Genomic DNA, 12,774 nt, shown 5'->3' on the forward strand with positions numbered 1-12,774 from the left:
ATTCCCTTTATTTGGCGTTGTACAAAGCGACGGTGGTGTCCAGCATCCGGTTAGAGAAGCCCCATTCGTTGTCGTACCAGGACAGTACTTTGACGAAGTTTCCGCCGGTGACTTTGGTCAGACCCGCTTCGTAAATCGAGGAATGCGGATTGTGGTTGAAGTCGGAAGACACCAAAGGCTCGTCGTTGATCGCCAAAATACCTTTCAAGGAACCGTTGGCCGCTTCGCGCAAAATGCCGTCGATTTCTTCCTTGGTGGTATTGCGAGACGCCTGGAAGCACAAATCGACCACCGAGACGTTGATGGTCGGAACCCGCATCGCGAAACCGTCCAACTTGCCTTTCATTTCCGGCAACACCAAGCCAACAGCGGCGGCGGCACCGGTTTTGGTCGGAATCATCGATTGGGTGGCGGAACGCGCGCGATGCAAGTCGCTGTGATACACGTCGGTCAGTACTTGGTCGTTGGTATAGGAATGAATCGTGGTCATCAAGCCATGATCGACGCCGATGGTATCCATCAGCGGTTTCACCAGCGGCGCCAAGCAGTTGGTGGTGCAAGAAGCGTTGGAAATGACGGTATCGCTCGCTTTCAAGCTGGTGTGGTTAACGCCGTAAACAACGGTCGCATCGACATCGTTACCGCCCGGCGCGGAAATAATGACTTTTTTGGCGCCGGCGGAGAGGTGGGCGGACGCCTTGGCTTTGCTGGTGAAGAAACCGGTACACTCGTGAACCACGTCGATACCCAACTCGGCCCAAGGCAATTTAGCCGGATCGCGTTCCGCCAGAACCCGGATGCGATCGCCGTTGACCACAATGTAATCACCATCGACGGAAACATCGAACGGGAATTTACCGTGCACGGTGTCGTACTTGGTCAAGTGTGCATTGGTTTTGGAATCGCCCAAATCGTTGATCGCCACGATTTGAATCTCGTTGGTGCGACCAGATTCGTACAACGCGCGCAAGACATTGCGACCGATACGACCGTAACCGTTAATTGCAACTTTAATTGCCATAGAGTTTTCTCCGGAATGAGTGTGAAGGACTAACTTCAAGATGTGCGGAAAGCACTAAAAATAGCGCTGATTGTAGCAAATCCCGACAAACAACGTCTACCGCGCAACCGCGCGGCAAAGCCGGAACCGGCGTTGGCTTGCGTTACAATGGGCGCCGATTCCGCAAATACGACCCAACCATGAATATCCAGTGGTACCCCGGCCACATGCATAAGGCCAGCAAAGAGATCAAGGAAGCCCTGCCCGACATCGACCTATTGATCGAAATTCTCGACGCCCGCATTCCCTACAGTAGCCAGAATCCGATGCTAGCCCGGCTGCGCGACGACAAACCGACTATACGCATCCTCAATAAGACCGATCTGGCCGATCCCGAGGTCACCAAACTTTGGCAGGACTACCTGGAACGCGAACAAGGCGTCAAAACCCTGGCCCTCACCAGCCAGCAAACCGACAAAGTCAGGCAAATCGTCGATCTGTGCCACAAAATGCTGGCCGACAAACTGGCCGCCGGCAAAGTCCTGCGGACCATGATCATGGGCATCCCCAACGTCGGCAAATCGACGATCATCAATATCCTGGCCGGCCGCGTCATTGCCAAGACCGGCAACGAACCTGCCGTCACCAAGCGCCAACAACGCATCAACCTGAGCAACAACTTGGTGCTGTCCGACACGCCGGGCGTGTTATGGCCCAATGTCGAAAACCGCCACGGCGGTTACCGCTTGGCCGTGACCGGCGCGATCAAGGACACCGCCTTCCAGCACGACGACATCGCCCTCTATGCGTTGGAGTACCTGACCCAGGCATATCCCGAGCAACTGAAAACCCGCTACCGGTTGGAACCACTGCCGGGCGAAGCGCTGGCCGTGCTGCAAGCGATCGGCGCCAAACGCGGCTGCCTACGTAGCGGTGGCATCGTGGAACTGGACAAGGCCGCCAAACTGCTGTTGACCGAACTCCGAGCCGGCACGCTGGGCCGCATCAGCCTGGAAACCCCGGACATGATCGAGCGCGAACTACTGGACGTCGCCGCATTGCGGGAAGAAAAAGCCGCCAAGCAAGCGGCGAAGCGGCGCGGCAACCGACCGCAATAGGCCGCTAGGCCCCGCGCCAGCGGAAACTCGAGCGGCTCGATCCAGCTAGGCCTTCATCACCTTATAAATATAATGCTCGCCGGCATGATTAACGGTGCTTTCCTCCAATGTCACCGAAAAACCGAATTCCGGGGCGATGTGTTTCGGATCGTGCTCTTCGCCGACAAATTGCGAATAGGGAATGTAGATTCGGGTATGTTCGCTAATGTAGTCCTTCACTTGATGAAAAAACCGTTTCAATATCTCGCGGCCACCGTCTTCGTTCAGGCCAAAGGTGCCGTCGCACGGGTAATAATTGAAGTTGAACACGATCAGGTCGAACGGCCGCCGCGGCACGTCGGCGAATAAATCGCTGTGCAGGAAATCGATAGGCGCCAGATTGGGATTCAAGCGGGTATTTTCCAAGGTACACATCACCGCATCCCGATTAAAATCCACGCCCATCACGTTCTCGCAGCCCATCTTTTTCAATAAAAACGCGAAATAGCCGCTACCGCAGCCCATGTCCAACGCCGTTTCGGCGGGTGGCTGCCGCTGCATGAAATTGCCGAAAAACGAGCTAGTCAGTCCGAAATCGGACGGAAACACGTTTTTGGCGATTTTCAAGGTAATGCCGTCCAACTCGGTGATGTACGGCTGTTTGTCCAAGTAGTGGGAAAGCTCTTGTTTGCGAGCTTCGATGCTCATATCCAACGGATTCATAGGCGGCAAAATTGGGTAGTTGAAGGAGACTGTCGATTACTTGGGCATGCTACCGCAATTCCCGGCGCCAGCTCAAACCCGAACCTACTCGCCGTTCCGCCTCGAGCCCCGAATCGAAACACCTCCGCCACCTCCCGCGCCGCTCGCGTCGGGCGCCAATCGACTGCGGGCAATTTGCCCGGCAATTTCGGGCAAATCTCGGCTTACCGCGCGCCGCTAGCCCCTTAAACTCCGCGGGTCTCGACCGCACGCCGGCCGGACGATCTCCTTCAACCCCTATTCGAGAACATCCCGATGAACACTCATTTATTCGACGACAGCCGCATCCACTGGCAAACCCTGGCCGGTTTCGACCACTTGCACTATTTCATTTTGCACATCGATAGCGAAGCCAACATTATCGACGTGCTCTTCAAATTCGCCGCCGGCCAACAAATCGTGCTGCATCGACACAAGGCGCCGAACCACATTTTCGTCATCCAAGGCGAGCACCGCCTATATCACCCCGACGGCAGTTTGAAGGAAATCCGGCCGACCGGCCGCTACACCGTTAGCCCCGCCAGCGACGAGCCGCATCGGGAAGGCGGCGGCGACATCGACGTGGTACTGTTGTTCAGCATACGCGGCTGCGGCGTGCTCTACGAAATCCTCGACGACAACGCCAACGTGATCGGCACGCTGGCAATGGCGGACTTCATCGCTTTGCACAATGCGCAACCAGCGTTAACCGATGGATAAGCACCCTGCCACCAGCTCCCGAGGCCGGGAGATCTTCGCGCGGCCATTACGATTCGGCACTGCTCAAGCGGCCTTCGTGCTAGACTCGCGCGCATTGATAACACCGCCGAGATTAACGCCATGGCCGGAACGCGGACCAGCCACACCCACCCGCTGCAAATTGCCGAAGTGCGCGCCAGCCCGTCGCACGGACGTATCGGCATCACCTTTTGCCCCGGCAAGCACGACCGCTTTGCCCACACCGGCGTCTGGGAGCGCGATCTCGGCGTCGATTTGGATGCCATCGCCGCCTGGGGCGCCAAACTGATATTAACCCTGGTGGAACCGGCGGAACTGACCGCGCTCAAGGTTCCGCAACTCGGCCACGAAATTCGTAGACGCGGCATCGAGTGGCTGCATTTGCCGATCGCCGACTATTCCGTTCCCACCCACGCTTTCGAGCAACAATGGCTAACCCAAGGCGCCGACATCCGCCGGCGTTTACGCAAGGGCGACGACTTATTGGTGCATTGCAAGGGTGGCTTGGGCCGGGCCGGCATGATCGCCGCGCGGCTACTGGTTGAACTAGGCATGAACCCGGAGGCGGCGATCCATGCGGTGCGCCACGCGCGCAAGGGCGCCATCGAAACCCCGGCGCAACTGGCGCTGGTCCGCCGCACCCAGCCGATCCCATAACCCGCCGACATGACTACCCTCGATACCGCCAAACTTTCACGGGTAGGCGGACAACTGGGCAGCAATCCGGCCGGCGTTTATCAAGACGGTAACGGCGGCCGACGCTATTACGTGAAGACGCTAGAATCGGCCGCCCACGCCCGCAACGAATGGCTCGCCGCCCAACTCTATCAACTGGCCGGCGCACCGACCCTACGCTACGTGACTACTTCGGCACCGGACCAGATAGCGACGGAATGGATCGTACTGGAAAAGAAATGCGTGGCCCATTTCACCGACAGCGAGCGCGAACAAGCGCGGCAATGGTTCGGCGTGCACGCCTGGACCGCCAACTGGGACGCCGCCGGCTTCAACGGCGATAACCAAGGCGTTGCCGGCGGCCAAGTCCTGACGCTGGACGTCGGCGGCGCCCTGGCCTTCCGCGCCCAGGGCGACCCCAAGGGCAAGGCGTTCGGTATCCGCGTTGACGAGCTGGACGTCTTGCGCCGCGACGACGCCAACCCTCACGCCGTCAAGCTGTTCGCCGAGATGACATCTGAACAAATCGAACAAGCCATCCTGGTCGTCGTTCGCATTCCGGACGATGAGATTCGTCAGGTCGTCTTAGCCAGCGGCGGTTCGCCAGCGCTAGCCGACAAGATGCTCGCCCGCAAAGCCGATATGGCTCGGCGTATCGCCTGGAATGAATAACTCAGGGATACCGGAATATCTAGCGGAGACGGCGTAATCGGAGCAATTTCTAAGCCCGGTGTAAAAAGGTCCGATTAGCGGAATTACTGAAATAGAGGAAGGCATCCTGGGTCAGAAATCGGCCAATTTCTGCCTGTCGCAACCGGCTGCTTTATGGCGAGAGATTAGCCCGGAATAAAGTAATTATCCCAAGAACGGTCAGTCGCGTATTAAGAAGGTATGTAGCTACCCATCCAGAAAAATAAACAGTTAAAATTCGTAAAAAATGCCTAGATTACTGCGGTAAGTGATGATATACAGAAACCATATAAACAATCGTTAGATATTTTTCCCATGCAGACGAACGAAATCATTCGTGCTCTCGGCAATCCGAACACTCTTGAGAATCTATATCAGACCAAACCAACTGAATTCATAGCTTGGTTAGTCGAAGCAACGGAGCAATATCCCGAATCCGAAACTCTACGAGTTTGGAATGCTCGCGTAGCTTATTCGGAATATCCATCTTCGGATAAGTCGGGAACGAAAAAGTTTTACGTTTTCCTCATCTCTATTCTCGCAGGTTCTTTGGTAAAACTACATGCTCTCCCATTCATAGATGCGGATTGGTATCTGGCACGATTCGTTCCTGTCATCTTGATTGGGTCATTAATAAGCTACTTCTTATCTTCGGAGCCGAATCAAAACAAGGCTGTTCCTATATTAGGGATTCTGGTTTGTATAATTGTATTGTTATTTCTACCAGATATAAAAGGATCGGCATCGATAAAAATGTCGCTGATCCATATGCCTCTAGTTTTATTGTCATTGTTAGCATTGACTTTCATGGGTAGTGATTGGCATTCCAACAGATCAAAGGTTTTATTTGTGGCTTACCTCGGTGAGGTGCTGATTTACGCATCCGTAATTTTGCTGGGTGGAATGGTTCTTACCTTTCTGACTTTTGCACTATTCTCGCTGATCCATATTGGAATGGAGCAATGGTATCTGAACTACGTTGTTGTCTTCGGCTTGGTTGCATCACCCGTTGTTGCGACTTATCTTTACGATGTTGTATTGGGAAGAGGGAGTCGCTTGGCAACCACCATCGCTAACATTTTTTCGCCATTGGTTCTTGTAACGATTTGTGTGTACTTGCTGGCAATCATTGCCCAAGGGAAAAGTCCGTATTCCGACCGAGATTTTCTGATCACAATTAATGGGCTTTTGCTTGTTGTTCTGGCGATTACAGTTTATTCGGTGTCAGGAAAAGACTCGATGGATAACCGACGTATAATCGATTTCGTAAATATTTGTTTAGTTACGGTAAGCGCTTAACAACAAATCACCATGCATTAAAATAGCGAGATTTCAGGTGTGGTGGTAGCGACAGAATGCGGGCAAGAGCAATAGAATTGAACGAAAGCGAACGAGAGCAGCTCCAGCAAATTATCAAAAAAGGGAGCGATTGGCGAGAACGGGAGCGGGCACAGACCATTTTGATGTTAGCCAATGGCCAGACAGTCATTGCGATTGCAGAACAGCAAGGCGTGAAACCGGAAGCTATACGGGAGCGGCGGCGGAAGTGGTGGAGAAATGGGCTGAACAGTTTACCGGATCAACCCCGCAGTGGTGCACCAAGTAAATTGACTGACGCGCATCGATGCCGGCTCAAAGAATGGATCGATGCGGAACCTTTAAACTGCCGGGCATTGGTCAGTCGTCTAACGACGGAATGCGACGTGACGATTAGCGCCAGCACCTTGCGGAACGAGTTAAAACGGATGGGCTATGTATGGAAGCGCACCCGTTACAGTTTAAAAAAAAGCGTGATCCCGAGCGCTTCGAGCGGGCCCAACACGACATTGCCGCACTGATTCAGCAAGCGCAAGCCGGCGAAATCGAATTGGCCTATGTGGATGAGGCCGGATTTGCACCACAACCACCGAATCGTTCGGCTTGGACCAAAAGCGGAGAAGTTCATGCCATTACCGCTAAACGCGCGCAGCGGATGAACGTCATTGGCGCTTTGCTTTCATCGGGTCGATTAATGCTGACTAAGCTGTGGCAAAGCGTCAATGGTCTGTGGTTTTTTGGCTTTCTGATGGCATTGGTCCAACGCGTCAGCAAGCCATTGGTGGTGATTTTAGATAATGCGTCCATTCATACGGCCAAAAAACTGAAGCCGTATTGGGATTTGCTGGAAGAGAAAGGTATTCGATTTTATTTCCTGCCGCCCTATAGCCCTGAGTTGAATCGGATTGAATTGCTGTGGCATAAAATGAAATATGAATGGCTGCCATTCAAAACATTTATGCCGGATGAGCTTGAGCAGGCTATTGACGAAATTGGCCGAGGGTTTGGCTCACAATACACGCTAACTTTTTGCTAAGAGCTTAACACTCGTAATCAATACTTACGCACTTTCCGCAATACTTTTCAGGTGGGCGGAATATGGTGTAACTCCCAATCGCGTATCTGTAACTGGCGCTAATATACTCATATTTTGGCATTTAATCTTTATTCTGAGGGATTACATTGCGCAAATCAGGCAGCAATGCTCATCAGAACGATTGCTCAATACTGTTACTAAATATCTTCCACTTTATACCGGTTGGTCTATCTTAATGGTTATCGGGTTACCTCTGGCATTTAGCTTCGAATGAAAATACTTATTACCCCGGCCAACACATGGCGGCTTTGTTAACATTAGAAGTCAATATTGTACTGATCCGCTTTCAGCATTGAATAGATAGCGTTACTTTGTAAATGACCGATATTAGGATGTTTAAATCCATATCCGAATGTCGCTTCTGGGTCGGTAACCGCCCACCAACTCCTCCTCGACTCATCGTAACAACTCTAACGCGTAGAAAAAATCTCCGCTCGAATAAGTTGGCCAGCATGGCGTTCGGAGAGATTACAAACCGCGCGAGTCGCAAACGGTGCGGCGGTTGTTATTTTCCAAGACCCCGAATTTGGCAATGCCGCGCGCTGGTTGTGTTTGCGGTAACGGCTAAATCCAACAACGATTTGCCAGGTTTTTATCGCCAATGCGGATGCGTTCAGTCAAAGGGCGGGAACTAGTGTTTCTGGCTTTAGACGCTTTAGTTCCCTTCGGCTCCGCTCAGGGAACGACCGGCTCCGCCCAGGGAGTGATCGACTTCATTCGGGGGAACAATCGCCTCCTCTCGGGGAACAACCTGCGCGCTCTCCGAACGGAGTCGAGGCAAACGTCCTGCGTTCTCGGAACCGAATCGAGGGGGATCGCGCCGGTCGGTTCAATCATTGCAAGCCCGAATCAATACTATCGGGGCGATACGCGTTAAAAACTTACCCTGGCGGTAATTCCCGCCCTCTAACGAAACAAAATCCAATCGCTAAATATGCCTGCTACCCAACCCGCCCGCGCCGTTTTAGACCCAACAATCCCACCAGGCCACTACCCATTAACCAAACAGCCCCCGGTATCGGCACGGCCGACAATCGTCCGGGAGTCACCGCCCATACGTAGTGTTGATAAGTCTTCCGGTGGTTGGCCTGACTACTGTAATAGGCTTCAAAAAACCACGCGCTACCGGGGGAAGCCGCATTCTCGGTACCTGACCAGTACGAAGAGGCTTGCTCGTGGTCGAAGCTACTGGTATTGGGAATGGAATTAGACGCCGAACCGTCCAATTCGCCGTAAACCAATTGGCCCAGTTCGTTGCCGGCGCTGCCGTCGTATCCGTCGGTGGCATTACTGGTTGGCAAGCGCCATTGCGAGCTGCCGCCATAGTTGACGCGATTCAGTAAGCCAACGAAAGCTTGCGCGCCAAACCAGTTGGCTCTACCGTCCGACGAAAAATCGGTGGTTTTCACGGTGTAAGAACCGGTGTAACCGTCGAAGCTGTTGGGCGTGTCGCTAACGGTAGGGCTAGCGGCGATAATGGCTTGGATGACGTTTCGGAAACCGTAAGTGCTTTCCAGCGTAGCCAACAGATTGGCGTCTTGCGTCCAGGTCACGTTGCCGACGCTGCTGTAGACCAAACCAACGTCATCGGCACCGGTAAAGCTGGTCAGCGTGGCGTTGGCGTTGAACGCGGCGGCGCCGAGCAAAACGCCGAAGGTAAGTAGCCTGTGTGTCATGAGTAAACTCCTTGGATATGGGTTGCGCGCGACAGTTAGAGTTCATATCGACCCAGCCCAACGATCGAAATACATAGGGCGTCAACGTCGCGATTTTGGGATTTAAGTGCCTAAAAAAGAATTGGATTCACTGCCGTATTACCAGAGACGACGGAAAGTCATTTTCTCCGCAAACCCAGCAATCCCATCAGCCCAGTTCCAAACAACGCTAACGCGCCCGGTACCGGCACCGAGGTCACTTGCCCAGGGCTAACGAGCCAAACCAGATGCCCGCGACCCTTTTCATCGTAGCCCTGGGCACCTTTTCGAGCGTCAAAGCCCCACGCCGCAGCCTGGTTGGAAGTGAACTCAATACCAGACCAGTAGGCTACCGGCGATTCGTTGTCGAAGGCTGGGGTGTTGGGAATAAACTTGCCGGCGGTACCGTTCAATTCGCTATAAAACAATTGGCCTAGTTCGTTACCGGCGGTGCCGTTAAAACCGACAATGGCATTGCTGGTCGGCAAGCGCCATTGGTGGCTGCCGCCGTAGTCGATGCTGTTTAAGTAATTGGCGAAGGCGATAGCCCCCCACCAACTTAGGAAGCCTGAAGAGGGAATGTTGACATTGAAACTGCCGAAATCGCTCGCCGTCAAGGTTACTTGCGGCCCGGATGAGGCGTAATAATTCGTTGTAGGCGTCAACGCGATAACCCGGCTGATTAGCGAATGGTCGGCATTGGACAGGGTTTTGAACAAATTGGCGTCTTGCGTCCAAGTCACGTTGCCGACGCTACTGTAGACCAAGCCAGCGCCGTCGGTACCGGTGTAACTGGTCAAGCTGGCGTGGACGTTTAACGTCGCGCCGCCGAGTAACAATCCCAAGGCAACTAAAGTTTTACGGGTATTCATGAATTTCTCCTTTCAATCAATGAGCAAAAAATGACAATCGACTATTGCTTAGAGGCTATCTTGAGTCAGGACAAACAGGTTTCGAGCTCGTCCTCGTCCTCCGCGCCTCAATTTCAGAGCCCAAATCACGCGGTACTTGCGAGTGGATATTCGAGTTATCCCAACAACAGCGCCACTCCTCGTCATGACGCGAGTCGCGGCAACCGTAGGCGATAAAAACCGGCCTAACGCTCCTCCGGCGCGGCTTAATCATAGCGCGCGAAAAATATCTCCGCTCAATTAATTAGCGCCCACCATATGCTGTTTTAGCAATACAGACCAACTCTACAGGCAGTCAATGAAACTGCGACACTGTTAGGGTGCTAGGTTAATTGCTTAATATTACAGTTGATCGCGCGGATCGGCGCGCAGCTTTAGGGTAATGGCGGCACGACGACTTCGACGCCCGTCCCGGAACCGTTTTTACGCGTGTTTCCAACGTTGGGGGAAAACCTCTGCAAGCCACGGCTGGCGAGGCGTACAGCGATTCGGCAGTCACGGAATCGTGGAAACACGGCACGGAACGGTCTATACCCTTGCTGTCGGCATTGCCGGTGGCGAAACTGGACTGGGAGGGCCGATTGATCGCTGATCGACCCCGTCTAAGCCTTTGGTGTTACGCCCTTCTACTTACTCGGGGCCAAAGGGACCGGGTTAAAATTCAGTAACTATTCAACACAGGCTTCAAGCGGCCCCAATCCAAGTAACCTCTTTGAAAAAGGGAGCTGAGGGGGATTTATTCAAATAGTCTTCCCTGCTCCTCTTTTTTCAAAGAGGGGCTACAGATCGCTGAAGACTTACTAAATCAGAAGATTGGACGCTAAGAAGCACGGCGGCTGGACGGATAACCATTCGCGAGGACCGAGCGCTTACCGCCGAACCGGCGGCAAACGCCTAGCCCGCGCGCTATCAACGCATTAAGACGCCAGCAGCATATTATCCAGCGCCAACTTAGCCAGCGCGGCCTCTTCGGCCGGGACCGACACTCGGTTGACGACATGGCCGGCGGCCAGGTTTTCCAACACCCAGCATAAATGCTGCGGATCGGTGCGGAACATCGTCGAGCACATGCTCAAGGTCGGCGCCATGAAATGGACCTGCTTGCCCTGCGCCTTGGTTTCCTGGGCCAGCCGGTTGACCAGATTCAATTCGGTGGCGACCAGCCAGCGGGTATTGGGCTCGGCCTCGCGGACAATTTTTAAAATCATCTCGGTGGAACCAATGTAATCCGATTTCTCGCACACTTCGAAACAAGCTTCCGGATGCGAAATCACGATGGTTTCCGGATATTTTGCCTTGAAATTGTCGATTTGCTCGGGTTGAAAAGCCTGATGCACCGAACAGTAACCCTTCCACAAAATCATTTTGGCGTCGCGGATTTGTTGCTCGGTCAGGCCGCCTTGCGGTTTGTTGAAATCCCAGGTGACCATGTGTTCCAGCGGAATACCCATCCGGTAACCGGTGTTGCGGCCCAAGTGCTGGTCGGGGAAGAACAGGACTTTTTCGCGGCGCTCGAAGCTCCAATTCAGGATTTTTTGCGCATTGGACGAGGTACAAACGATACCGCCGTGCTGACCGCAAAAGGCTTTCAAGTCGGCGGCGGAATTGATATAGGTCACCGGCGTCACCGAATTTTCGACGTCGATGATCTTAGCCAACTCGTCCCAACATTGCTGGACCTTGATTTTATTGGCCATGTCCGCCATCGAACAACCGGCGGCCATGTCCGGCAAAATTGCGATCTGCTCGGGCCGGGACAGGATGTCTGCCACCTCGGCCATGAAATGCACGCCGCAAAACACGATGAATTCGGCCGCCGATTGCGCCGCCTCTCGCGACAACTTCAGCGAATCCCCATAAATATCGGCATGCTGGAATACTTCGTCACGTTGATAATGATGGCCCAGCACGATGCAGCGGCCGTTTAATTGGGCTTTGGCGGCGGCGATACGTTCTGCGCATTCGGCGTCGTCCAACAAGGCGTAATCATGGATAGGTAATGCGGCAGTCATGTTTCAACCCGGCAATCAAAAGAACACATTGTAACGGCTTGGGCCGCGAAATCGGTAGCCGGTTCCCGGCGTTGGCTAACCCGATCGTCAAACCGTTCGAAGACGGTGGCGGAGCGAGCCAGGATGCGGGCGTCGTCTCCGCTCAACCGGCGCCAAACGCCGACGAAAAACGCAAACCGTAGCAACGCCGAGCGGCGACCAACCCGCCGAAACTAACGGTACAAAGCTTGCTCCAGCAAGGCCATCGCCGAAGCCCCGCCTTGATTTTGCACGTATTGCAACACCACCGGCACGAATTGGCCGATCATGCTGCTGTTCATCCCCAAGCTCTGAAACGACCCGGCCAAACCCAGCAAACCGCCGGCCGTGCCGAGTAGCGACGACCCGCCGTCATCGCCAAACTTGGGCTGATTCGAAACCGCACCGAGATAGCGGTCCATATTGGGCACATTGGAGCTGAGTAGCGAAAAGTCGCCCGGATTCAGGCGCTGTTGCGCCAACGAGAATATCGAACCCACTCCGCCCAGCGCTTGCTGTGGGGAGATACCCAGTTGACCGACCAACAGGCCCACCAAGTCCATCTCGGCGCCCAGGTTTCCCGCGGCAGGCACCGACGGCAGCGCCGGGGTTTGCGCGAACGTTTGCCCGGTGTAGGGCTGCGGCGCATTACAACCGGCCACAGCGACCGCCGCGGCTAGAAAAAATCCTTTGCTGAAATTGAGTTTGCTCATTGTGACTCCCGTGAAAAAGGCGATTCCGGTTGGCGTTCGCGGCCTTTCGCGTTGACAGCGCCAACCCGGTGC

13 protein-coding genes are annotated in these 12,774 nt (G+C 54.1%); 7 read left to right on the forward strand and 6 right to left on the reverse strand.

Translation table 11 applies throughout. From position 1 onward, the window contains the following. Nucleotides 1–7: 7 nt before the first annotated feature. Nucleotides 8–1,021: a type I glyceraldehyde-3-phosphate dehydrogenase gene (gene gap / locus ACQE3E_RS16970; RefSeq protein ID WP_064031526.1), complete on the reverse strand. Its 1,014-nt coding sequence runs from the start codon at nt 1,019–1,021 to the stop codon at nt 8–10. Nucleotides 1,022–1,200: 179 nt separating this feature from the next. Between gap and ylqF the strand changes: the two genes are divergently transcribed. Continuing rightward, nucleotides 1,201–2,118: a ribosome biogenesis GTPase YlqF gene (gene ylqF / locus ACQE3E_RS16975; RefSeq protein ID WP_313729655.1), complete on the forward strand. Its 918-nt coding sequence runs from the start codon at nt 1,201–1,203 to the stop codon at nt 2,116–2,118. 45 nt (nt 2,119–2,163) lie between these two features. Here the strand turns inward: ylqF and ACQE3E_RS16980 are convergent, their stop codons facing one another. Beyond that, the gene (locus ACQE3E_RS16980) at nt 2,164–2,805 is read right to left on the reverse strand and encodes a methyltransferase (protein ID WP_427500864.1); all 642 of its coding nucleotides are present in this window, start codon (nt 2,803–2,805) and stop codon (nt 2,164–2,166) included. Between the two features lie 309 nt (nt 2,806–3,114). Between ACQE3E_RS16980 and ACQE3E_RS16985 the strand changes: the two genes are divergently transcribed. The 6 genes from ACQE3E_RS16985 (at nt 3,115) to ACQE3E_RS17010 (ending at nt 7,294) form a co-directional block, all read left to right on the forward strand. Next, nucleotides 3,115–3,558, forward strand: coding sequence for a cupin domain-containing protein (locus ACQE3E_RS16985; RefSeq protein WP_427500865.1), 444 nt, complete (start codon nt 3,115–3,117; stop codon nt 3,556–3,558). Between the two features lie 120 nt (nt 3,559–3,678). Then, nucleotides 3,679–4,233 (forward strand): cyclin-dependent kinase inhibitor 3 family protein, encoded by a 555-nt coding sequence (locus ACQE3E_RS16990; RefSeq protein WP_071155481.1) that lies wholly within the window; start codon nt 3,679–3,681, stop codon nt 4,231–4,233. A 9-nt stretch (nt 4,234–4,242) separates the two neighbouring features. Continuing rightward, nucleotides 4,243–4,923 (forward strand): hypothetical protein, encoded by a 681-nt coding sequence (locus ACQE3E_RS16995; protein WP_427500866.1) that lies wholly within the window; start codon nt 4,243–4,245, stop codon nt 4,921–4,923. Between the two features lie 333 nt (nt 4,924–5,256). Further along, entirely contained in the window at nt 5,257–6,240 is a 984-nt protein-coding gene (locus ACQE3E_RS17000; protein WP_313729651.1) for a hypothetical protein, read from the forward strand. Nucleotides 6,241–6,296: 56 nt separating this feature from the next. Then, nucleotides 6,297–6,779: a helix-turn-helix domain-containing protein gene (locus ACQE3E_RS17005; RefSeq protein ID WP_313728406.1), complete on the forward strand. Its 483-nt coding sequence runs from the start codon at nt 6,297–6,299 to the stop codon at nt 6,777–6,779. Then, a complete protein-coding gene (locus ACQE3E_RS17010) occupies nt 6,698–7,294 on the forward strand; it encodes an IS630 family transposase (RefSeq protein ID WP_313728407.1) in 597 nt (198 codons plus the stop codon). The genes ACQE3E_RS17005 and ACQE3E_RS17010 overlap by 82 nt, the downstream gene beginning before the upstream one ends. Nucleotides 7,295–8,295: 1,001 nt before the next feature. On the opposite strand, the gene ACQE3E_RS17015 is transcribed toward ACQE3E_RS17010, so the two are convergent. From ACQE3E_RS17015 to ACQE3E_RS17030, 4 genes are all read right to left on the reverse strand, one after another. Continuing rightward, nucleotides 8,296–9,030 (reverse strand): DUF1566 domain-containing protein, encoded by a 735-nt coding sequence (locus ACQE3E_RS17015; protein WP_313729650.1) that lies wholly within the window; start codon nt 9,028–9,030, stop codon nt 8,296–8,298. A gap of 158 nt (nt 9,031–9,188) precedes the next feature. Beyond that, the gene (locus tag ACQE3E_RS17020) at nt 9,189–9,920 is read right to left on the reverse strand and encodes a DUF1566 domain-containing protein (protein WP_313729649.1); all 732 of its coding nucleotides are present in this window, start codon (nt 9,918–9,920) and stop codon (nt 9,189–9,191) included. 956 nt (nt 9,921–10,876) lie between these two features. Beyond that, nucleotides 10,877–11,971, reverse strand: coding sequence for a quinolinate synthase NadA (gene nadA / locus ACQE3E_RS17025; RefSeq protein ID WP_168032480.1), 1,095 nt, complete (start codon nt 11,969–11,971; stop codon nt 10,877–10,879). A 212-nt stretch (nt 11,972–12,183) separates the two neighbouring features. After that, nucleotides 12,184–12,702, reverse strand: coding sequence for a DUF2780 domain-containing protein (locus ACQE3E_RS17030; RefSeq protein WP_083385591.1), 519 nt, complete (start codon nt 12,700–12,702; stop codon nt 12,184–12,186). Nucleotides 12,703–12,774 lie beyond the last annotated feature (72 nt).

This window comes from Methylomonas sp. MED-D, assembly GCF_050276835.1.
In the GTDB taxonomy this organism is placed as follows: Bacteria; Pseudomonadota; Gammaproteobacteria; order Methylococcales; family Methylomonadaceae; genus Methylomonas; species Methylomonas koyamae_A.